The organism is Sphingobacterium sp. NPDC055431 (assembly GCF_053644255.1).
In genome coordinates this window covers 385856-410044 of record NZ_JBSHLH010000001.1, presented here as the reverse complement: position 1 = coordinate 410044, position 24189 = coordinate 385856, and the positions used below count along the sequence as shown (strand labels likewise).

At 40.7% G+C, this 24189-nt stretch carries 18 protein-coding genes; 9 read left to right on the top strand and 9 right to left on the bottom strand.

The window, feature by feature from the left end:
• Window positions 1-19: 19 nt before the first annotated feature.
• The 7 genes from ACWIB3_RS01755 to ACWIB3_RS01725 all read right to left on the bottom strand — a co-directional run bounded on the left by ACWIB3_RS01755 (window position 20) and on the right by ACWIB3_RS01725 (window position 9880).
• A complete protein-coding gene (locus ACWIB3_RS01755) occupies window positions 20-3292 on the bottom strand; it encodes a SusC/RagA family TonB-linked outer membrane protein (RefSeq protein ID WP_454290727.1) in 3273 nt (1090 codons plus the stop codon).
• 245 nt (window positions 3293-3537) lie between these two features.
• Complete coding sequence (locus ACWIB3_RS01750) at window positions 3538-3972, bottom strand: energy transducer TonB (RefSeq protein ID WP_454290726.1); 435 nt, start codon at window positions 3970-3972, stop codon at window positions 3538-3540.
• Between the two features lie 54 nt (window positions 3973-4026).
• On the bottom strand, window positions 4027-5007 hold the full coding sequence (locus tag ACWIB3_RS01745) for a hypothetical protein (protein WP_454290725.1): 981 nt from the start codon (window positions 5005-5007) through the stop codon (window positions 4027-4029).
• An 86-nt stretch (window positions 5008-5093) separates the two neighbouring features.
• On the bottom strand, window positions 5094-5744 hold the full coding sequence (locus tag ACWIB3_RS01740) for an alpha/beta fold hydrolase (RefSeq protein ID WP_185215949.1): 651 nt from the start codon (window positions 5742-5744) through the stop codon (window positions 5094-5096).
• 18 nt (window positions 5745-5762) lie between these two features.
• Window positions 5763-7874, bottom strand: a complete 2112-nt coding sequence (locus ACWIB3_RS01735) for a DNA topoisomerase 3 (protein WP_454290724.1) — start codon at window positions 7872-7874, stop codon at window positions 5763-5765.
• 68 nt (window positions 7875-7942) lie between these two features.
• Window positions 7943-9289: a deoxyguanosinetriphosphate triphosphohydrolase gene (locus tag ACWIB3_RS01730; protein WP_454290723.1), complete on the bottom strand. Its 1347-nt coding sequence runs from the start codon at window positions 9287-9289 to the stop codon at window positions 7943-7945.
• 114 nt (window positions 9290-9403) lie between these two features.
• Entirely contained in the window at window positions 9404-9880 is a 477-nt protein-coding gene (locus ACWIB3_RS01725; protein ID WP_185215946.1) for a hypothetical protein, read from the bottom strand.
• A gap of 191 nt (window positions 9881-10071) precedes the next feature.
• Between ACWIB3_RS01725 and ACWIB3_RS01720 the strand changes: the two genes are divergently transcribed.
• Window positions 10072-11133 (top strand): aldose epimerase family protein, encoded by a 1062-nt coding sequence (locus tag ACWIB3_RS01720; protein ID WP_454290722.1) that lies wholly within the window; start codon window positions 10072-10074, stop codon window positions 11131-11133.
• A gap of 188 nt (window positions 11134-11321) precedes the next feature.
• Here ACWIB3_RS01720 and argH read toward each other — a convergent pair whose 3' ends face one another.
• Complete coding sequence (gene argH, locus ACWIB3_RS01715; RefSeq protein ID WP_454290721.1) at window positions 11322-12656, bottom strand: argininosuccinate lyase; 1335 nt, start codon at window positions 12654-12656, stop codon at window positions 11322-11324.
• 1604 nt (window positions 12657-14260) lie between these two features.
• On the opposite strand from argH, the gene rbfA reads away from it, so the two are divergent.
• The 4 genes from rbfA to ACWIB3_RS01695 are packed head-to-tail and all read left to right on the top strand — an operon-like array spanning window position 14261 to window position 17008.
• The gene (gene rbfA, locus ACWIB3_RS01710; protein ID WP_185211221.1) at window positions 14261-14632 is read left to right on the top strand and encodes a 30S ribosome-binding factor RbfA; all 372 of its coding nucleotides are present in this window, start codon (window positions 14261-14263) and stop codon (window positions 14630-14632) included.
• A gap of 15 nt (window positions 14633-14647) precedes the next feature.
• A complete protein-coding gene (gene aat / locus ACWIB3_RS01705; RefSeq protein WP_454290720.1) occupies window positions 14648-15316 on the top strand; it encodes a leucyl/phenylalanyl-tRNA--protein transferase in 669 nt (222 codons plus the stop codon).
• Complete coding sequence (locus ACWIB3_RS01700) at window positions 15294-16373, top strand: aminotransferase class V-fold PLP-dependent enzyme (protein ID WP_454290719.1); 1080 nt, start codon at window positions 15294-15296, stop codon at window positions 16371-16373. The genes aat and ACWIB3_RS01700 overlap by 23 nt, the downstream gene beginning before the upstream one ends.
• Window positions 16370-17008, top strand: a complete 639-nt coding sequence (locus ACWIB3_RS01695) for a hypothetical protein (protein WP_185211224.1) — start codon at window positions 16370-16372, stop codon at window positions 17006-17008. The genes ACWIB3_RS01700 and ACWIB3_RS01695 overlap by 4 nt, the downstream gene beginning before the upstream one ends.
• A gap of 873 nt (window positions 17009-17881) precedes the next feature.
• Here ACWIB3_RS01695 and ACWIB3_RS01690 read toward each other — a convergent pair.
• Window positions 17882-18295, bottom strand: coding sequence for a hypothetical protein (locus tag ACWIB3_RS01690; protein ID WP_185211225.1), 414 nt, complete (start codon window positions 18293-18295; stop codon window positions 17882-17884).
• A gap of 332 nt (window positions 18296-18627) precedes the next feature.
• On the opposite strand from ACWIB3_RS01690, the gene hemA reads away from it, so the two are divergent.
• The 4 genes from hemA to asnS all read left to right on the top strand — a co-directional run bounded on the left by hemA (window position 18628) and on the right by asnS (window position 24110).
• Window positions 18628-19869 carry a glutamyl-tRNA reductase gene (gene hemA, locus ACWIB3_RS01685; protein ID WP_093101537.1) on the top strand — a complete coding sequence of 414 codons (1242 nt, stop codon included), beginning with the start codon at window positions 18628-18630 and terminating at the stop codon, window positions 19867-19869.
• Between the two features lie 106 nt (window positions 19870-19975).
• Entirely contained in the window at window positions 19976-21562 is a 1587-nt protein-coding gene (gene hemC, locus ACWIB3_RS01680) for a hydroxymethylbilane synthase (RefSeq protein WP_185211226.1), read from the top strand.
• 61 nt (window positions 21563-21623) lie between these two features.
• A complete protein-coding gene (hemB, locus tag ACWIB3_RS01675) occupies window positions 21624-22595 on the top strand; it encodes a porphobilinogen synthase (RefSeq protein WP_093101539.1) in 972 nt (323 codons plus the stop codon).
• A 69-nt stretch (window positions 22596-22664) separates the two neighbouring features.
• A complete protein-coding gene (gene asnS / locus ACWIB3_RS01670; protein ID WP_185211227.1) occupies window positions 22665-24110 on the top strand; it encodes an asparagine--tRNA ligase in 1446 nt (481 codons plus the stop codon).
• Window positions 24111-24189: the final 79 nt, after the last annotated feature.

The window sequence follows — 24189 nt, the reverse complement described above, 5'->3', positions numbered from 1 at the left end:
GATAAGTTTTTAATTGTCCTTAAAATCCAACGTTTAATCCAAATGTGAATGTCCTTGCATTTGGTGCTTGGTTCTTGTCAATACCTTGTCTGATTGCATTGTTACCATTGGTAGTAACATCTGGGTCATACCCAGTGTACTTGGTCCATAATGCTAGGTTTTGGCCACTGACATAAACACGAATGTTATTCAGCTTCATTTTGCTCACCAAAGTATTTGGTATCGTGTATGAAAGCATCACATTCTTTAAGCGCAAGTAATCTGTCGAAGAAATATTATGTATTAAAGGCAATGTATTACCATTGGACACATTGTCGTTATTTACAACCCTTGGAATATCGGTCTGGTCCCCTGGATTCTGCCATCTACGCATCATATCCGCTGAATTGTTCCAGAACCGTAGGTCACGCATAGTTCCTTGGTTACCATTCATCATATAACCCCCCAATTGGTAGGTCAATAACACTGTCAGGTCAACACCTTTATAGTTAAAGCTGTTGGTCCATCCCCCAAACAACTTAGGAGCGGTTGGTTTATATGGTTTAGCATCATCAGACGGAGTAATAGCTCTAGCTCTGGTGCCATCCTCATATTCCCATTGGTATTTGACAGCATTGATCCCTGAAACATTCTGTTGATAGAATACTTTCTTGCCATCGCCATCAATGAAGATCCTTCTTCCTGTCTCAGGGTCCACACCAGCAGTTTCAATAGCATAGAGCATACCGGCAGGTTGTCCAGGTAAAGTAATCGTCATCCCATCCAAAGAACCTGAAATGATACTCGGCACGCCATTCGCCAATGTCAATACTTCATTATGGTTGGTAGTTAGGTTAAATGAGCTATTCCATCTGAAATCCTCTTTACGGACTGGAGCACCTCCAATAGTAAATTCAAAGCCTCTATTATACATTTCACCAACGTTCTGCAGAATACTGTTTGAAGTACCATTAGGAATACCAACTGAAGGAGGTAGTGGCACCGCGAAGATCAAACCGTCGATAGAGTTTTTGTAATAACCGATCTCCCCTGTGATAGCTGAATTGAATAAGGCAAAATCCAACCCTATATCAAATTTCTTACTGGTTTCCCATTTAAGGTCAGGGTTTCCAGTTACCGAATAGGTTAAACCCGGTTGACCTCCATATAAGGTGGCAGAATAAGTATTGATCGCTCCAAAGTCTCCAAGTCCACCCACATTACCCACTTTACCATAACTGCTTCTCAACTTAAAGGCATTGATCTTTTGTCCCCATGAACTCGCTGACCAAAAAGCTTCCTTAGCAATGTCCCATCCACCGGAAACTCCCCAAAATGTACCTTTCTTATTGTTCAGTCCTAAAGCAGAATATTCATCCTGTCTTAAGTTGGCAGTAAAGAAGTACTTCTTTTGATAGTCATATTGCAAACGGGAAAACAAGGAGAACAGATAGTTATTGATTTCTTGGTTATCAGTTCTATAGTCAAAAACGTTTTGCCAACCACCCTGTATATTAGTGTAGTATGGATCCGTCTGGCCAGTTCTTTGCAAACCAAACATAGAACCTGTCGTTCTTTGTTGTTCTTGACCTAACAATAGATTAAAGCTATGTTTATCATAGTTCCGGTCGAATGTCAATGTATTTGTCCAAACCCAACGCTGGCGTTTCGAACTTACACTACTTGCAGAACCGTTGCTAGCTAATCCTTCTCCCGAAAGTGGTGAATAATAATTGTTATAATCTACGTTTCTATAATCGATACCATAAACAGATTTATAGGTAATCCATTTCAAGGGTTTAATCTGCACATAGGCATTGGATTGCACATTATTTCCTGTATTATTTGAATAATTGTTCAGCAATGAAATCACTGGATTGTAGAAACCTAGTCTTGATTGATTCAAATGTCCTGTATTGTCCATTAATCCCAAGAAACCATTTGAAGTCACGTTAAAACTTCCGTCATTGTTATACGGACCGATGATAGGCGCTGAAATCAATGCTAACCGCGCCATCGCACCAGAAGATGAAGAAGACTGAAAACCACCTTGCCCACCTGCACCGGTAGACATTGCCGCCAAGTTGTTTTCATTGACATAGTTCAACTTAACGCCCAACTTTAACCAATCGGTAGTCGTATTGTCAATATTGAACATCGCTGACTTTCTATTGAAACCATTTTTCTGGAAGATACCCTCTTGATCGGTATATGCTGCAGAACCAAAATAATTGGTTTTCTCTGTTGCTCCAGAAATATTGATGTTATGTGAATGGGAAGTTCCGGTTTGATAGATGTAATCATACCAGCGCGTGTCAATGGTATTTCCATTAGCATCCTTACTCAACCCGTAAAAGTTTTTAGTGTCATTAAAGGTCCCGTCGTTCCTCAATGCTTCGTTCTTGATTTCCACATATTGGGCAGCATTCAACAACTCCGGCAAACGGTTAGCGGTTGTATAACCCAACCAACCTTCATAATTAACTTTGGCAGAACCTCTTTTCCCTTTTTTAGTAGTGATAAATACCACCCCGTTGGCAGCTCGCGAACCATAAATACTGGTTGCAGCAGCATCCTTAGCGATATCTATACTCTCAATATCGGCTGGATTGATTGCAGATAATGGATTGGAAGCCGCATAACTTGGTCCTGAATCGTCATTATCATTGAAGGCTGGAACCCCATCGATCACGACCAAAGGATAGGTACTTAATGATAGAGAGTTAGTTCCTCTAATCTTGAACACTGGAGCTTGATTCAGAACACCTGAACTGGTATTCACTTGAACCCCAGATGATCTACCGGCCAAGGAAGCATCAAAACTCTGAACGGGCAAGTTCCCCACATCATCCCCTTTTACAGATGTTAAACTTCCGGTCGTCTCCTTACGGCTTTGCGTTCCATAACCGATTACAACGACCTCATCCAATTCCTCATTGGACTCTGTCATCGTCAAATTGATTGGATTGGAATTCAATACGACATGCTCAATTGAGCTGTACCCCATTGAAGTCAATACCAAAACGGAATTTCTTGGAACTCGGAAAGTGAAATTTCCATTGGCATCTGTTGATGTACTGATGCTTTTGCCCTTGATGGTAATGGATACCCCAGCGATGGGAGCACCATTCTTGTCAGTAATTTTCCCCTTAATTTCAATTTCTTCCTGAAAAGAAATTACGTCGCTATTTATTCGCGCAAATGTATGCTCAGGATACACAAATAACGACAGGCATGTAAAGCCCATTAATGTCCATTTACTGGTAAACAGCAATGGTTTTGTCCAATTTTTTGGACAAGTGGTTAGTTTCATAAGTGAAATAATTTAGGTGCTAATTTTCATGATAGATTAATTCTAGAGAAGAATTAACCATCAAATTGGAGGTCGTTTCATATGCGGTAATTTCATAATTTGGTTTGTCAAATTTAATATTTATTAAAAAATTACCAATAAAATAAATGACAAAGTGCAATAATTAATGTAAAGATGCCTTTACAGTAATTTAACTATTACTACAATATTATTATTAGGAATATGCTAATAAGTTTTAGCTAGGATTAGTATTCATCTAGGATTGCAACGATCGGCTGCCTAATCCGAGTGCGGACTGGCTTATCATCCTTTATGGCTGCTTTCCATTTCGGGGATTTCTTGATGAGGCGCATGGTTTCTCGCGCAAATGAAGGACTGATTTTGGACTTGTTGACGATGTCGATATCGCATAATTCTCCATCTTCACAGACTGTAAATTCCAAGATGGCAGTCTGACGGAGACCATACTTCACATATTCAGTGCTGTCCATATCCCTGAAAACACCGGATAGGTTTAAGTTATTTTCCAAAAAGCGTTGCCATCCTATAGCTCCGCCAACAAACTGAGGAATAACATCCACTTCCCGCACGACACTGCTGTCCACAATCACTTCATTTTGGGCCATTAAGCTCCCAAAAGCAGATAGAAATAGGATAACGAACGTGAGAAATGTCTTCATAAGGATCTTAAAATCAACACCTAAAAGGTAAGAAAAATTCAAGAATAATAGAAATTACTTTGCTAGATCAATATCGGAAATAAACTCACCTTGATCATCCGTAATGAAGCTCATAGGGTTCTCAGGGTCCTTGATGATTTCAAATAAGGTATAGCCCCAGGGCTTCCAAAAACTTTCCAATACCTGTCCATAGGTTTTAACCGTCCATTGATCAAAAATTGGTTTGAGAGTCCAATCATTCAAAGGCATTGGCTCCACGAAAACCTTCTCTGGAACTTCCATATAGGTGTATTCGGGCAATCTGTTAAATAAATAAGCAGAATAGAAAAAACGAGCACAGATCTCTTCAAATTGAACAGGGTGCAAAACCCTCCCCTTTATTTTTGCTAAAACCTCATCATGATAGATTTCATGCACACCATTATCTTGCATGGTCGCAATGATGGCAAAATCCTTCATACGGATCGAAAAGATCAAGGTATTGATCTCATCTCGGTACATAAAGGTTTCTGGGGTACTGTCAACAGGCAACACTAAAATGGTAAAGGGGTTTTTATGTTCAAACTCCATCGGAGTGATCAGCGATTGCAACATAAAATGCAGGTTCTTGAACTTATGTACCAATGCTTGGGAAAAATTCAACTGCTCTCCGGAAAGGAAAGCCTGTCTAATCCCTACTTGGATCTCGTTGAACACCACACCGTACAGGATTTTACCAACCCATTGAAAAAGGGTCAGCTGATCCAGCTCTTTTAAGGCCGTATAGCCAATGTTCACTGCATCCTCCACCTTTTTCTCTACCCCTGCGATGACTGCCGCCACCTCAGCCGAACATGGCAATTGCAATTGCTTGTAAGTCACCAAACTCTCATCCAACAACTTAAACGGCTTATCTTCCAAATCAAAGATGCGCATCATCCAAACAGGGAATACCTGAATCTTTTCATCTTCCGACTCCAATGCTTTTCCTGACAAGAAGCAAGTTTTGTTATCAAATTTAAAATCCAAAAAGGGATTATAGAGTTTATTTGCCATAAGCTGCAAAGGTAACACAAAACTCATAGATGGAAAACCATGCTGCTACAATTGACCGCAACATGACTTTGAGGAAATCAGTACAATTATAGGAGAAAATTTCGAATGGGAAAATTGAGTTCAGCAGCTTTATTCCAAACCATAAAATGCCCGCCCCCTTTTACCCGAATGCTATAGTCTACGTTCTGGATTGGGATCAATCGATCTTTATCACCATGGATATGCAGACAGTTAACAGGAACATGACTGTTCTCCCAATTGACGATCTTGTCCACGGCCCATTTTTGAAAGTCCGGATCTGTATCTGCCAACATCGTATCAAATAGGAATTGTTCTTCATCCGACTTCAGTCCAAAGAGCCAATACAGAACTTTGGAATTCGCAAATCTCGATTGGTTTCCAGAAAACAATTTGTGCAGAGAAAGGAATTTGGAAACGCCCAAGACCTTCGGCAATTCATCCTTGGTCTTCGCCGAAGAAATTAAAATGGTTTTCTTGAAATCATAGTATTTTGAGAGCTCAGCAATGCACATTCCACCAAAAGAAAGTCCCAGTACATTTGCTCCCTGTTTGGGGATTTGATAATGCTCGGCAAGCCTGAACACATAACTTTCCAACGCTTCTGCAGGTCTTGGTTTTAACCAGTCCACATAAACCACCTGCATCCCTGAAAAATCAAGTTTTTCAAAGACCCGACGATCCGCTCCTAAACCAGAGAAAACATAGATAGTGTCCATCTATCTAAGTTAAGGAAATCAACCAATATTTACTTTAAAGTTTTCGAAAAGCAAAGGCGCGGAAACAACCTGCCCATCTTGTCCCTTCAGTCCTTTTAGCACCGAAGTTCTCCCTTTCTCCAACAGGTTCTTCATCTCCTTTTCATCGAGGAAAACACCATTTAGCGTACGCCAAATCTTAAAGTCACATCCCCTCGCATAATGGTCACACTGGGCAACCTTATCATACAGTTGCACCTGGCCAGCCTTACATTTAGGGCATTTGATCTTTCCTTTTTGCAAAGGTTTCAGTTCCTCATGGGCAATGGCTACCCGCAATTGCAAAAGCTCTTTCGTGATCTTTTCCGTATAATCTTTGATATGTTTCATGAACACATCATAGCTCACCTTGTTCGCTCGCATTTCTTCAAGCTTCTGCTCCCATTTACCTGTCAGGGTAACTTTCGCAATGGAGCGATCCTTGATCAGGAAATAAACCGAAAGACCTTTCTCCGTTGGGATCAATTTTTTCTTGTCCCTTTTGATATAATCCCGTTGAAACAAGGTCTCAATGGTTGCAGCACGGGTTGCCGGTGTACCCAAACCACAGTCTTTCATGGCTTGGCGCATCTCCTCATCCTCGATTTCCTTACCAGATGTCTCCATCGCTTTCAATAAGGAGGCTTCCGTATGGATAGGTCTTGCCTTGGTAAATCGCTCTGCCAACTCCAAGGTCAATACTTCAAGCATTTCCTCTATGCTCAATTTTGGTAACTGGGCATTTTCATTGTCTTGGTCATCCGTGTTTTTATCCTCATCTGGCAATTCAACCTGGTCTGCAGATAATCGCCAACCATATTGTCTGATCACGGTTCCCTTGGCAATCAATTCCACCCCCGCAGCGTCAATTGTCACTGTCGTGATATCCTTTAAACAGACCTCCGAGAAACTTTCTACCATACGTTTAGCGATCATATTGTAGATGTTCTGCTGGTCCATAGGCATTGGCCCCGGTTTTTCATCGGTTACCAATAAGGCATGGTGATCCGTCACCTTTTTATCGTCGACCGATCGCTTGTTCAGCTTGGCGCCTATCAGGTTCTTACTGATGACGGCAATCTGTTCCTGTGCGGTGTCCGCTAAATGCTGGAAGAGCTCCTCAATTTTTTCAAAAACATCTTCACCGATATACCTGGAACCTGTACGTGGATAGGTAATTACTTTTTTCTCGTATAAAGTCTGGGCAATACTCAAGGTTTGGTCCGCCGAATAGCCGTATTTCTTATTGGCATCCTGCTGAAGGGAAGTCAAATCAAATAACAGCGGTGGTTGCTCCTTCGTTTCCTTGGCCTCTACATTCTTGACCATCGCCTGCATCCCAACCTGTAGTTTGGCAACAGTTTCTTCGGCCACTTCCTTCTTATCGATTTTATTCGAAGTAGCTTTAAACTGAATGCCCTCTTTCTCAAAACCGGCCTGGATTTTATAGAAAGCCTGAGGCTTAAAATCTTTGTTCTCCAGATATCGCGAACAGATCATCGCAAGGGTTGGGGTCTGCACCCTACCTAAAGATAGGAGCCCTCTATTCCCTGCAGCTAAGGTCAATGCTTGGGTTGCATTGATACCGATCAACCAATCCGATTCAGATCTTGACCTGGCCGACATATATAAACTGTCGTATTCTACACCCTCCTTCAGGTTGGCAAAACCTTCTTTGATGGCTTTATCCGTCTGCGAGGAAATCCACAGCCTTTTAAAAGGCACATTGGACCTCAAGTAATAATAGATATTCCTGAAAATCAATTCTCCTTCTCGCCCAGCATCCGTTGCCACGATGATCTCTTCGGCTTGGGCCAACAAAGCCTTAATTGTATTCAATTGCTTCAAGGCACCCAAATCATCCATTTGTTTGCCATCTCTCTTGACTTTCTTCACCTCCAAGGCAAATTGCTCGGGAATGATCGGCAAGTTGGAAATGGACCAATTATGGAAGCCATAGGCTTGCGGAGTACACAGTTGCACCAAATGGCCAAATGCATAAGTAAAGGCATAGCCATTCCCCGAAATATATCCATCCTTAACCTCTTTCGCGCCCATCACCCTGGCCAAATCTCTCGCTACAGAAGGTTTTTCAGCTATTACTACTTTCATTCAATACTTTATATTGGCCTTCAATCGAAAGCCATATCACATCTTAAATCTAACGAAAAATGAAATTTTTATTCCAAAGAAGCTATAGAAATCCCTTGGATCTTACGGTACAGTTCCACTGCATATACATCCGTCATCCCGGAAACAAAATCAAGGACAGCACGGATCTTGGAATAGGTATCATCCTTATCCGTATGGAACTGCTCAGGAATCATCGCCACCAACTTTTTGTCAAACATGGATTTGTTAGACTTCAGATAGGCTGGCACAAACTCTTCCAATAAAGCATTCATCACCTTGAAACCTGCGATTTCAATCTGCACCACCGTAGGTGCATTGTAAATACGTGCAACGGAAATCTTCGAGATTACCTTCATATGCTGCACGATTTCCGGATCCAGCGCATCCATCAGCGGTTTCTCAAAGGTACCCTTCAAGAATTGCTCTTGGTTTTCTACAAAAACCTTTGCACAGGCCCAAATCAGGGTGTTGATAGCTTTTGCCCTCAATAATGAAACCCGACTTGCGGTATCACCCAGTGAATCCAATCTCTCCCTTAAATCTTCCCCAGCACAAAGCGGCAGGAGCAATTCCTCCACTTCCTTGTACGAAAGGATCTTCAGGTGATGGGCATCCTCCAGGTCAATGATATTATAACAGATATCATCAGCTGCCTCAACCAGGTAAACTAATGGATGGCGCAAATAGCCATTAGGATTTGAAGGGTCCCTTTCCAAGCCTAATTCCAAAGCAATCTTTTCAAAACTCGCTTTTTCAGAATCGAAAAAGCCATATTTCTTTCTATGGTGAGAGCCTTTCACATGTCCATCAATTGCTAAACAAGGATATTTAACGATGGAAGCCAAGCTCGTATAGGTCAAGGCAAATCCCTTGGGGTCTTTCCCATTGTATGCATGGGTCAAAATCCGTAAGGCATTGGCATTCCCTTCAAAATGAATCAAATCTTCCCACTGCTCCTTGCTGACCATCTCTTTGTACTTCTGCCCTTTCCCTTCGGTAAAGAAGGTGGAAATGGCAGCTTCCCCAGAGTGTCCAAATGCAGGGTTCCCTAAATCATGAGACAGACATGCTGCCGACACAATATTCCCCACCTCCTGCAAAAAAGGTGCTTCTTCATCAATATTAGGATTCTCCTGCTTCAACATGTTGTAAAACAAACGCCCTAAGGATCTTCCTACCGATGCAACCTCTAGGCTATGGGTCAAGCGGTTATGAACAAAAACAGCTCCCGGCAAAGGGAATACCTGCGTCTTGTTTTGAAGCCTACGAAATGGTGAAGAAAAGATCAAACGATCATAATCCAGCTGAAATTCAGAACGAGCATCAAATTGATCATTGTTCGCACGACTTTCATAGCCCCAGCGCTTTGCCGATATCAGTTGTTTCCAATTCATGTAAAATCTCAGATTTTGAATGGCAAATATACCATTTTAAAAATTTCAAGGACCCTATGTAGATGGATTAGTCCTTAATTATTACAGCCAATAATTCGTTGTCATAGGTAATTATCAGTCCAGATCCTCACTGCTCCTATTTCTTGTCATCATTCCAAACAAAAGATTCAGGACATACACAAATTGCATGACCAGCAACATAATAAAGGAGCCTACATAAAACTGTTGGATCTTGTAAAACCGCTCTACCTCAGCCAGGTTTGAGGCTTTACCGGAAACCTGGGATTCAATATTCCCAAAATAAACCCTTTCCACAAATCCCCAGGTCCATAAATTAACAATGAGACATAAGAAACTGATCAAATGCATGATGCTCCAAGTTTTGGAATAGAGCATCTGCTCCGTAAAATAGTATAAGCCGGCAAAAATCAGCCCCAGTAAACCCAAAAACTTAAAAAGCGATATAGATGAGATAATAAAGAAGGTATCGTAGGTATTTATCGTAATGGAGGAGTCCTTTGCCGGCACAAATACCGCAAAGGCAAGAACCAAAATTCCGACAGCAAGAAATAATAACGAAACCTTAAACATAACACTGATTTCCAACAAAATAATAAAATCTCATCGATTTTTAAAATACGATTATGAACTAAAAAATAAATAATAAATGAATCGCTGGGAACCAAAAGAACGTCAATGAACAGGTATTTACCATTCCTTTTCCTTAGTTCTTTGGAACGCCCCCCTTTATTATTATCTTTAACAGAAGCAATTAAAACATAATGACGACTTATAAACTCCCTCTTCCTAAAGACTTTGAAGGTAAATTGAATGGTAAAAACACCCATCTTATCACCCTTACCAACCGAGCTGGAATGCAAATCGCATTGACCGATTATGGCGCTAGACTGGTAAGTGCATTGGTTCCCGACAAAAATGGTGACCTGATCGATGTGATATTAGGGTTTGACAGCATTCAAGGTTACCTTCAGGCAAAGCAGTTTTATCATGGAGCTACAGTTGGCAGATTCTGCAACCGTATTGCCAACGGAATATTCTCCCTCGATGGAAAGGAATACAGCTTAGCACAGAACAATGGCAGCAACTGCCTGCATGGAGGAGTCGACGGTTTCCACAACCGTGTATGGGACAGACAGGTGAGCTTCAATAAATTAGTCGATTTCTATTATGTTTCCCCTGATGGAGAAGAAGGCTTCCCCGGTGAGCTAAAGACAACCGTCTCCTACGAGTTGAGCAATGAGAATGAAATCATTATTAAGTATAGAGCAACTACTAATGCCCCTACGGTTCTCAACTTGACCAACCATGCTTATTTCAATTTAAATGGCGAAGGAAACGGTGATACCCTGAACCATGAAATCAGCATTCTTTCAGATGAGTTCCTTCAGCTCAATGAAAACCAGATCCCAACGGGTGATATCTATCCAGTAGAAGGAACTGCTTTCGACTTCCGCCAACCCAAACTTTTGGCAACAGATATCAATAGCCCAGAGGAACAGATCCAGATCGCCAATGGTTATGACCATAGCTTTATCAATAAACAACCCATTAGCGAACCCATTGCCAAAGCCTTCTCAAAAGAGTCCGGCATAGAACTCCAGGTTTTCAGCACCGAACCGAGCCTGCACCTCTATAGCGGAAACTTCCTCGACGATGACCAAGGGAAATCCGGCAAAAAGTACCTGCGCTATGGTGGCCTTTGCTTCGAAACCCAACATTATCCCGATAGTCCTAACCAAGAAAAATTCCCTTCGGTGAAACTGAATCCAGGAGATGTTTTCGAAAGCGAAACAAGATATAAGTTCTGTATTAAAAAGTCTTAAGACTTTTTAAGAGATATAAGACAATAGACACAAGACATAAGACCTACTGGCGTCTTCTTTTTTTACTGAATCAGGATAACCCAACTTTATTATTACCCCCTTAAAGAAAGTATTTAACATAAAAAAGACATTAAACCTGTCCAGGTCTAATGTCTTATGTCTTGTGTCTTATGTCTTATGTCTCTTATTTACTGCGCCAAAAGGCTATCTAGGGCAGCATCTACTTTTTCGAAGCCAAAATCAGCTTTCACTTCTTCAAACATTCTTTGGATCTGATCATTGCAAAGGTTGCCGATACTTCCTTCATGGCTATGGTTAACTTCTTTTGCTGGCTGGAATTTTCCTTCTTCGATATCCAGACCGATTTTGCGGTAGGCTTCGCGGAATGGAACCCCGTTCAACACTTCATTATTTACCACTTCAACCGAGAATAAATAATCATATTTCGGATCATCCAGGATATTATCTTTGATCGAAATATTCTCCAACATATATTTAGCGATAGCCAAGCAATCATTCAGGGATTGGAATGCAGGAAAAAGATTTTCTTTTAACAGCTGCAGGTCACGATGGTATCCAACCGGAAGGTTGGTGGTCATCAGGGCAATTTCATTTGGCAATGCCTGGATCTTATTGCAACGCGAGCGGATCAATTCGAACACATCGGGATTCTTTTTGTGTGGCATTATAGAAGAACCTGTTGTCAGGTGTGCCGGAAAGGAAATAAACCCAAAATTCTGATTGATAAAAAGGGTAACATCCATGGCAAATTTTGCCAAGGTCGCTGCAATCGAACTCATGGCCTGTGCCAATATCCGTTCGGTTTTCCCCCTGCCCATCTGTGCATAGACCACATTGTAGTTAAGATCCTCAAAGCCAAGCAAGTTGGTCGTCATCGTTCTGTTCAAGGGAAAAGATGATCCATAACCCGCTGCTGAACCCAATGGGTTTTTGTTGCAGACATTCCAAGCCGCTTTCAACAGTTGCAGATCATCCACGAGGCTTTCTGCATAGGCACCAAACCATAATCCAAAGGAAGATGGCATGGCAATCTGAAGGTGCGTATAGCCCGGCATCAGTACCGATTTGTATTGATTGCTTAAGCTGATCAACTGATCGAACAGTTCTTCCGTATTCTTAAAGATGCTCTCGATTTCAGACCTGAAATATAATTTTAGGTCCACTAAGACTTGGTCATTTCTGGAACGGCCAGAATGAATCTTTTTTCCGGCCTCACCGATGCGTTCGGTCAGCATCATTTCTACTTGGGAATGCACATCTTCGACGCTGTCCTCAATTTTGAAATTTCCGGCCAAAATTTCTCTGTAGATATTCTTGAGTTCTTTTTGCACATCCTCCAAGTCTTGGTCGGTCATCAATCCAATGCTGTTCAGCATTTTGGTATGGGCCAAAGAACCAAGAACATCGGCGGCTGCCAGGTTCATGTCCATTTCACGGTCTTGCCCTACGGTAAAGGTTTCCACAAAGGAATCTACATCAATATTTTTTTGCCAAATCTTCATGTTCAAAATCTTGTCGAACAAAAGTACCAATATATAGGGAAAATGCAAGGCAACAAGGGACTGGCCTGATTAGTAATTTCCAGAATTATTACAATGATTTATCCATTTCAGCCAATTATTTTTTTTGACATTCAATAATTTTTTTAGGAAAATGCATGAATTTTCTGTGCCTTTTTGGTTAATTTTTGAAGAACATCGCTAGGATTTCCTCCAAAAACAAAATGTTAAATTTTGTTAAAGCTTTTCCGTTTTAGCACACTAAAAAACAAGCATTTATCTTTCAATAGGTTCACAATTTTTGAATTTAATTTATTAAGAAACGATGAATAAATCATGAAGAAATAGGACAAAAAATAGCTTTTGTCAATTAAGTAATCACTTACTTTTTTTTAAAAAACATCTTGTCACATCGTAATTAAAGCTCTATGTTTGTGATGTAAAGGGGAATGAATAATATTAATAAGTGAGCTTCCACTCACGTTTAATAGCCAACTACAAATTACTAAACATGATAGACCGGAAAGTCTTAAAACTACGAAAAGAATTATTCTATCCAATTATAAACTAATTTTGATTAAAGACTTGTCACCATGCCCACGACAAGTCTTTTTTTATGCCTTTTTTCGCCGATATTTTCGAATGAAATATTCAGGTCAAAACTTGCTTTCATTCGAGACATATTCGGGAAATCCATGGACTGTATACGGTACATTTTGCGAAATTTCGGAATGTGTCTCGAATGAGGTCAATATGATGGCTCAAATATATCTTCTACCTTTCTTCCAAGCTGGAAGATTTGCTGAAAAATATTCCAGCCCCGTTAGGGTTGGCCGTTTACAGTCCATCTTTCCTCATTGATTTCATTCCCGCTGGACTACGTCGACAAGTTAAGGTTTTTTTTCACGCTGAGGTTCATCCGAAGTATCTCATCATGCAAGATTTCAAAATCAAAAACATCATGTATTGTATTGGCTTACAGCTACTTTGCCTTCGGCAAGGGATGACAAGGCTTTAGGAAGAAGAACCGTTCAGATTCTCCACGAGATGTTCAGAAATGGAAATACGCTAAAGAGGGGTTCAGAGCAACGCGAAGAATCTATTTTTAATTTTATTTAGAGCCGCTATCATTCCGTAATCGAAAGATGAGGAAACTATTTCAAATGATTGTGGAAAGTTCCGAGACCCTTCAGGATACCCTCAGGGTGAACCGAAAGACCTATTAAAAACATTTCACCCACACTGTGGGTTATCCGATAAACAATCCGATTTTCTACAAAGATATCACCCCTTCCAGGGGTTCCTAATTTATACTAACAACCATCCTTCCGCAGGAAGTCCTTTAGCAATCGGCTCATTTCCAGTAGCGGAAAAATGATTAGAATGCCGTTGCCCTTTGCGATGGGATTGGCCTTGGTATGCTTTCAAAAGATCCTCCCATCCCCGGTTGGCGAGCGGAGTCGAGCCACATCCTAGTTCAAAAATAGCACTCAAAACACCTCCTTCGCTTGATCGCCAAAGGTTCTTCCAAACATATACTAGTTTATAGAAAAGCCCTATATTTGTAAGAGGAAATGCAATGCAGCTTTCCGCAATCAAATCAAAAGATGGGAACAGAAAGTAAAAGACAACAACGATTTGCTGGAGTAATACAACAAGATCTTGCAGAAATGTTTCAACGTGAGGGCAACTCTTGGGCTCCCGGTGCTTTTATTACCGTTACCAGGGTACGTGTCACTCCTGACTTGGCCATTGCTAGGGTTTATTTGAGCTTCTTGAACACCAAAACTGCCAAGGCAGACATCGATAGCATCAAATCAAAGACTAACGAGATACGCTATAAATTGGGAGCACGGATCAAGAACCAAGCCCGCATCGTTCCACAGTTGGAATTCTTCCTAGATGATACCAACGAATACGTTGAACATATGGACAAGATCTTTGATGAGATCAGCAAGGAACCAAGACAGCCTGAATAGGCAAATCGCTATAGCATGCCGTACTTGTTGGATGAAAACAGATTGGTTTTCCCCCACCCTTCCCGAGCCGATGAAGACGGACTTCTGGCAATTGGTGGCGACCTTAGTGTTGACAGATTGATGTTGGCGTATGAAAACGGCATCTTTCCATGGTACAATGAGGACAGTCCAATATTATGGTATGCACCATTGGAAAGGTTTGTTTTAAGGCCTTCAGAAATGAAGGTTTCCAAAAGCTTGAAGCAGGTCATCAGGTCAAACAGATTTAAAGTTAGCTTTGATACGGATTTTAAAGCTGTCATCGAGACCTGTGCCGATATCCCTAGAAAGGATCAGGATGGGACCTGGATCGTTTCAGATATGCAGAAAGCCTATCTACAGTTGCATGAAGAAGGCTATGCACATAGCGTGGAAGTTTGGCAAGATGATACTTTGGTGGGAGGGTTATATGGCGTAAAAATTGGTCATGTTTTCTGCGGAGAGAGTATGTTCTCCTTGGCCCCAAACGCATCAAAGGTTGCCTTATTTCACTTAGCTAAAAATTTTGGGCTTGAATTAATCGATTGTCAGATCCCCTCAGATCATTTGCGCAAAATGGGGGCAGAAATGATCAGTCAACATGAATATTTATCCATTCTAGACGAACAAGAAATTTTGCCTTATGACTTTGAAGGAAAACTTTAACCTTCCAAATGATGTTGTTTATCTCAACACACCTGGCAATGGATTGTTGCCGAAGGTAACCTTGGATTGGAGGAAGACCTGGGAGCAGGAATTCTTTGATATCAATTCTAATCTAAGGGATGAACAGCCGGAGTTTATCAATGGAGTTCGAGAGACCGTTGCGGATTTTTTCGGAACAAAAGCAGCGAACACCTTCTTGACCCCTAATTTCTCATTTGGATTTTCCACCTTGGTGGACCTGCTGCCCAAGGACCTGAGCTATTTGGTCCTGGAAGATGAATACCCATCCCTACAATACCCCATAGTCAACAGAAAATTGAAACATACCTCTGTTGCTGTATCGGCGAATGTGGAAGATGAGCTTCAAAAAGCTATTGAGAAGCACAATCCGGACGTTTTGATCCTGAGCTTGGTGCAGTACATATCAGGACTGATGATAGACTTAGATTTTATCAAAAGGATAAAGGCAGAATACCCTAATCTCTGGATCATTGCTGATGGTACCCAATTTTTAGGAACAGGTCCTTTTAATTTTCAGGATTCGGGGATTGATGTCTTGGGGGCTTCTGGTTATAAATGGCTCTTGTCAGGATTTGGGAATGGTTTTATGCTGATCAGCGATGGCTTGAAACTGATGCTGGAAGACCTGAAAGCTGAGGTTCCACTGCCTGAGGTTGCAATGTGGAAACACAAGAGCATCTTGGATACCTTTTTTGAACCTGGTCATCAGGATACCCTAAGCCATGGAACTTTGAAGAGCAGTCTAACTTTCTTGAAAGCACAAGGATTAGAAAATATACAGCAACACATCAAGGAGCTATCGGATGAGGCATACCGACTGTTATTGGAAAGGGATTTGATCCTACCTTATATAGCAGAGCGCTCGGTTCGTTCTTCCTTGATAAACGTGCAGCTCCCTCAGGAGCTTTACCCAAACCTGATGAACATGGGCGTGAAATGTTTTCCCCGTGGAACTGGGATTAGGATAGGAATACACCTTTATAATGATTTAAAGGATATTCATAATTTTGTTAATATTATTGAGAGTTTACGATGAATTTTAAAATAGGAGATTTAGTCAGGTTTGTTGATGAACCCATTGAGGGCCATATTACCGCTTTTTTGAGCAACGGACTTGTTGGGGTGACGGATGACACTGGCTTTGAGATTCCGGTGATGCAAGATAAGATCACCCTAGTCCATGGCAACATGCGTATGGAGGAGGATGAGGAACCAACCCAGGTGGTTCAGACGGGGAAATTTATCGAAAAGGGCATATACTTAGCCCTGACCGGTGAACAGAAAGAAGGATTGGTCAAATTCTTTATTGTCAATGAGACTTCCTTTGAATTGTTGGTTACAGTATCTGAATCTGTAGGAAACAAAAGAACAGGGATATTCGCCAATATCGTTCCTGCACGTGAATATAACCAGTTCTATACAGGCAATTTCTCCGCCATCAACAAATGGCCTAATCTGGAATTCCAGATCTTAAGGACCTCGAGAAGACAACACAACGCGTTCCCTCCCATCGAAAAGTCAATCAAGGTAAAACCCCTTGATCTGATCAATTCAAAAGAGAATCTGGAAGTTTTGCCAGAAAAGGCATGGATCTATGAACTGGACAAAGTGGAGGAAAATATTGGGCTAGATAAATTGAAACAGCATTTTATCTCGCATAGGCCGGGGTAGACAGGAGACAATAGATATCAGACATCAGACATAAGACATCAGACATAAGACCCTCGCGCATTAGAGGGGGTTGATTCATTATCTTATGTCGTTGAAGGGGAATATCGAATGGGTTGAACCAGGATTGAAGGGATGGGAGGATAGACCAAGATCAAAATTCCCGTATATATTCGGCATATCTGACAGGAGCGTATTGCATACGTCCGTAACATACTAGCCAGTAAACCATTTTTTTAATTTTAGAGATATAACCCCTTTTGGGGTTCCATTATTTTAGCAGACATGGCTCGTTATCCTTGAGGTAGCGCAAAAACGATGTTCGATTAATCGAACATCGTTTTTGCATTAACCCTATATTGTTCAATACCTTCATGCTAAAATAATTCATCCCCGATGGGGATTTATGGCGATTAGAAATATCTTCTGGTAAATAAATCTGGGCATGAATGGTTAGAACCACAATTCTACCAAACTTGTAATTGGTACGAAGGAAGACTCTCTGAAAAATGCTGATTTAATGGTAAAAATGATAAGATTTATATCAACGTACTGTTTCTTTACCTTCGATAAAGGGGGACAAAATCTAGGGTTAGTGAACCGTACAGATTCTTCACTATTCGTTCAGAATTGGAATTGTAATAAGAGGGATTCAGAGCGAAGCGAAGAATCTATTTCTTTTTTTTATGAGGATTTTGTCATCGTGAGCACAGCGAACGAACTATTTTCCTTCAAAAAGGTGATGTGCAGAAAAAGATTTCACCCCTTCTGGGGGTTCTATCCCCTATTCGGTCTAAGATCTAGATCTGTTCAAGCCTAATAATAAATCTTACCTATTCAACGCCATTCAGGTAGGCGAATGAAAAATTCTTATGTCTACTGTCTATCTTCCACTGTCTTATGATTCTTCTTCCCTACAGAAAACAGAATCAACAAGGCTCCGAACAGCAACACTCCCCAGCCCCATTTGATATTAAGGGTTTTGGAAAGAAGCCCATCGATTAATTTTAGGCCGAGGTAATTGTTGATCTGGAAAAACACCAATATAAAAGAAAGGACTATCCATCCGATGAGCACCCAGGCAGCAATCCGGAAGGGACTTAATTTACGCATAAAGAAAAGCAGGACACATAGGCCAAGCAAACCATTTGTGATCATGAACAAGGCGGTATCAACTTGATAAAGATTCCAATTTGCCTGCAGTGGAACTTTCAGGAATGGGCAGAATATTGCAGAAAAAAACACCACAAAAAATCCTATTAATGCCAAAGGTTTGTTTAAACTTCTCATGATAAAAATTATAGTTCAAAGATGAACATTTGACGGGATTTAGGAAAGAAAATTTGGGATTTAAACTGAATAAAGGCAGAAAAAATGCATGATTTATCGATAATCGTTAAGTATAAACTGTAATTAATGTCATTTATTATCCGCATTAGAAATGATTGTCATCACAATATTAGCGCTTTAACAAACCTATAACATTGTACATCAGATTGTTAACATATTTTTAACACTATTTATAATCGTTCTAAATTCACTGTATTGACACATTCTTGACAATAGCAACGCTGTTTTAATCTACATTTGCAGTACAAAATTATTGGAGAAATAATTAGGCTTTGAAGAATTTAAAAGTTATAGCGTTTACCCATAAACATGTCGATCTAAAAGATTTGGGGAATCTGGTGATATGCAATGAAGAATTGGATAGTCGCCTTATTAACCTAAAAAACAATTTAGACATTCCTGAGATATTTTATATCGGTACTTGTAACCGTGTGGAATTTGTGTTCTATGGAGCGCATGAGTTGAACGATGATTTTGTAGTGCAGTTTTTAGACAGCATGAATTTCTGTGTTCCAGCGGAGCGTATGCAATGTTACTTGGGACAGGTCAACAGATATTCAGGTCTTGACGCCTTGAACCACCTATTCCGCACTTCATGTTCCATGGAGAGTTTGGTAGTTGGCGAAAAAGAAATCCTAGCTCAGATCCGTCGTGCTTACGACCGTTGTAAAGCGGCGGGGTTTACGGGAGATTTCCTGAGACTGATGATGGACCGCTTGGTAAAAACCGCAAAAGAAGTCTATACCTACACCAATATTTCACGCAATCCTATTTCGGTAGTATCCCTAGCTTATCGCAAGCTTCGTGAAGTGAAATTAAAGGACAACCCTAGGATCTTGGTCATTGGATCTGGGGAGACCAACCAAAATTTAGCAAAATACCTTAAAAAACATAAATACAGTAATTTCACTATTTTCAATAGAACAGTTGCCAATGCGCAGGCATTAGCTGAAGAATTGCAGGCGCCTGTTTATCCTTTGAGCGAATTGAAGAATTACAAAAAGGGATTTGATATGATGATTACCTGTACGGGTGCCCCTGAAGCCATTATCCACGAAGATCTTTACGAGTCTTTATTGAATGGTGAGGAGGATAAAAAGGTAATTGTTGACTTAGCCATTCCAAATGATATTGATGCAGCTGTGATTGCAAAACACCAAATCCACTACATCGAAGTAAGCAGCTTGCAACAGATCGCGGAGAAGAATATCCAAGAGCGTTATGCAGAGCTGGATAATGCTGAAAAAATCATTGAGCAAAACATCAAAGAATTCTTACCGATCCTGAAACAACGTCGCGTTGAGGTTGCTATGAAGGAGGTTCCTGAGAAAATCAAGGAAATCAAAGCCATGGCTTTATCGGAAGTATTTGCCAATGAAGTTGAGCAACTGGACCCACAAGCACGTGAAGTGCTGAATAAGGTCATCAACTATATGGAAAAGAAATATATCAAAGTTCCTATGGTGATGGCGAAAGAGATCTTGGTTAAATCTGCCGAATCAGAAAGCAATTAATATTAAATTTTCTTAAAAATATTCTGATTCTGACATTAAATCATCAGAATTAAGAGGCTATTTCCTTAAATTTGCCTCCGGATTATTCATTTGTAAATCTTTGAACGTGAACAGAAAACTAATTATCGGTACCCGTGGAAGTGAATTGGCACTATGGCAAGCAAACTTTGTAAAGGATCGATTAGCCGAAATATCAATCGAAGCTGAATTAAAAATCATCAAAACCCAAGGGGATATTGTTCAGCATTTAAGACTAGACAAACTTGAAGGAAAAGGATTCTTCACAAAAGAGTTAGAAGAAGAATTGTTGTCTGGCCAAATTGATCTGGCAGTTCATTCACATAAAGATTTACCCACGGTAAATCCTCCAGGATTGATCATTGCGGCAGTTTCAGAACGTGAAGACCCATCGGAATTATTGATTATACACAAAGATTGTGTCGATATCACCAAGCGTCTTTCCTTAAAACATAATGCATCGGTTGGAACCTCTTCTAACAGAAGAAAAGCACAACTCCTATCTCTACGTCCGGACCTCGAATTTGAAGATCTTCGTGGAAACCTTCAAACACGTGTTCAGAAATTACGTGATGAGAAATATGATGCCATTGTATTGGCTAAGGCTGGGATTGCAAGGATCAACATGGAGCTTTCGGATTTCCATTTGGAAGAGATCGCACCTGTAGAAGTTGTGCCTGCTCCTGCACAAGGGGTATTGGCCATACAGATTCGTGAAAGTGACCAAGAACTGTTTGACATCTTACAACAGATCAACGATAAAGAGGTAGCTGAAGCTATTTCAGTAGAACGTAAAGTTTTGAATTTGTTCGATGCAGGTTGTCATGCACCTCTAGGCAGCTATTGCCGTAAGAAAGATGGCGTATTCCAATCTTGGACTTCCATTGCTGATACCAACGAAGACTTTCCTGACCGTGTGTTCTTGGAGTCTGAGACGACAGAGGGAATGGCAGAGAAGATTTTCGCAAAATACCAAAAGGACAGAAAATTACCTTCTTCGGTATTTATCACCAGGGATCTTGCTGAAAATTCGTATTTAGCCCGTTTCCTTAAGAAACATGATATTCAGGTAGACGCCAGATCATTGATCCGCATTTTCCCTACCATCAATAAATTAGATTCCTTCATTTTGAAGCGAGCAGATTGGATCTTCTTCAATTCCAAAAATGCCATTGAACATTTCTTCAAATTGGAACCTTGGATCCTGAAGAAAACAAAGATCGGTGTCCTAGGAAGAGGATCGGAAGATACTTTGCGCAAATTCAACCGTATTGCTGATTTTTCAGGTGATAACTTAGGTATCGATACGGAAGGAATAGCACAGGAGTTTGCGAAGTTGGTGGATGGTCAGACCGTATTGATCCCACGCGCTGAAGGTTCTTTGCAAACGATCCAGAAAGCATTGACTGAAAATACCAAAATCATCGATATGCCAATCTATGAATCGGTAATCGAAGAAGAAGTGGATAAGAGCAATGCCCAAGTATTGATCTTTACCAGCCCAAGCAATGTGGAAGCTTATTTCCGGGAGAACTTGGCGGATCCTGATCAAAAGATTATCTGTATCGGTTATTCTACAGCCAAAGCTATTGAAGCATTAGGCTTAAAATATACCCTTCCATTCACGCCAGACGAAATTGGATTGGCGGAAGCTGTATTCGGATTGGATTATTAGAAAATAATATAGCGAAGGGGGAATTATCCCCCTTCGCTCTTACATAAAAAAAAACAAAAACATGTTACACCGTCCTAGAAGAAACAGAAAATCAGCTGTAATCCGCGACATGGTTCAAGAGAACCATCTGTTTGCTGCCAACTTGATTTTCCCATTGTTTATTGTAGATGGAGACAACCAAAAAGTTGAAGTATCCTCCATGCCTGGTATCTACCGCTATTCGATCGATAATTTATTGCGTGAGGTAGAAAGCTGTATGAATTTAGGCTTGAAAGCCTTCGATCTATTCCCAGCTGTGGAAGAATCCCTAAAAGATAAATATGCTACAGAAAGCTACAGAAAAGGCACATTATACTTAAAAGCTATTGAAGCGGTTAAGAAAAACTTCCCTGAAGCTTGTGTAGTTACCGATGTGGCGATGGACCCTTATAGTTCTGATGGTCATGATGGGATTGTTGAAAATGGAGAGATCCTGAACGACGAAACTTTAGAAGTATTGGGTAAAATGGCGTTGGCACATGCAGAAAGTGGTGCTGATATCATTGCTCCATCGGATATGATGGACGGAAGAATTGGGTACCTACGCAATATTTTGGACGAGAACGGATTCAGCAATGTGTCATTGATGTCCTATACGGCAAAATATGCATCGGCATATTATGGTCCTTTCCGTGATGCCTTAGGTTCTGCCCCTAAAAAAGGCGATAAAAAAACCTATCAGATGAACCCTGCAAACAGCAAGGAGGCCTTGATCGAAGCTCAGTTGGATACCCAAGAGGGAGCTGACTTCTTGATGGTAAAGCCAGGATTGCCATATTTGGACGTCATCAAGTTGTTGAGCGATAATTTTGACCTACCGATTGCAGCTTACAATGTTTCCGGTGAATATGCCATGCTGAAAGCTGCCATCGCAAATGGTTGGTTGAGCGAGCAGGTTATCTTGGAAACCCTGATGAGTTTCAAGCGAGCAGGAGCGACATCGATCTTGACCTACCATGCAAAAGAAGTTATTGAAAAAGGCTGGGTAAAATAGACCATAAATCAATTATTTGGCTATTTTTGTAAGCCTATAAAGCGACCATTAAAATATTTTTTCTACAAAATGGAACATACACGAATTAAAGAATTATTAAAATCAGAGGATTTCGGAAAAGAAGTTATTGTTAAAGGGTGGGTTCGTACCTTCCGTAACAATCAATTTATAGCTATCAATGACGGATCTTCAATCAATAATATTCAAGCGGTCATTGATTTTGAAAACACATCGGATGCAATCCTAAAAAGGATTACTACCGGTGCGGCTGTGCGTGTAAAAGGAAATTTGGTAGAATCATTGGGTAAAGGACAGAAAGTAGAGATCAAAGCAACCGATGTTTCTATCATTGGAGACTCGGATCCTGAAAAATTCCCTTTGCAACCGAAGAAACACAGCTTGGAATTCCTTCGTGAGATTGCACATTTGCGTTTCCGTACCGGAACTTTCAACGCCATCTTCAAAGTACGTAATGCCCTGGCATTTGCAGTAAACAAGTTCTTCCAAGAACGTGACTTCATTTATATGCATACGCCAATCATTACAGGTTCGGATGCTGAAGGTGCTGGAGAAATGTTCCGTGTGACAACTTTGGACCTGAACAATATTCCACGTACAGAAAACGGTGATGTCGATTTTAAAGAAGATTTCTTCGGAAAATCTACTAACCTGACTGTTTCTGGACAGCTTGAAGGTGAGTTGGCGGCATTGGCTTTTGGAAATATCTATACCTTCGGCCCTACTTTTAGAGCTGAAAACTCCAATACGACCCGTCACTTGGCTGAATTCTGGATGATCGAGCCGGAAATGGCTTTCTATGAATTGGAAGACAACATGGATCTTGCTGAAGATCTATTGAAATATGTTATCCGTTATGCCTTGGAGCAATGTCCGGAAGAGATTGAATTCTTGAACAACCGTTTATTGGAGGAGGAGAAATCTAAACCTCAGAACGAACGCTCTGAATTGAACCTGATCGAGAAATTAAACTTTGTCATCAACAATGATTTTGAGCGCGTGACTTACACAGAAGCCATCGAGATCTTGTTGAGAAGCAAGCCTAACCAGAAGAAACAATTCAAATACCTGATAGAAAGTTGGGGTGCCGATCTACAGTCGGAGCATGAGCGTTTCTTGGTTGAAAAGCATTTCAAAAAACCTGTCATCCTTACTGATTACCCAAGAGAGATCAAATCTTTCTACATGAAACAGAACCCAGTAGATGCTAACGGAAGACAAACCGTTCGCGCCATGGATATCTTGTTCCCAGGAATCGGTGAAATGGTTGGCGGTTCACAACGTGAAGAAAACTTGGAAAAACTGATCACCAGAATGGGTGAGGTTGGAATTCCTACAGAAGAGATGGAGTGGTTCTTGGATACCCGCCGTTTTGGCTCGGTTCCTCACTCTGGCTTTGGAGTTGGATTTGAAAGGTTGGTATTATTTACCACTGGAATGACCAATATCCGTGATGTCATTCCTTTCCCAAGAACACCAAATAACGCAGAGTTTTAAAAACTAGATAAATTTAAAAAACCGTCAAAACAAACATTATTTTGACGGTTTTTGTTTATTCAGTAATATTGAAACAATT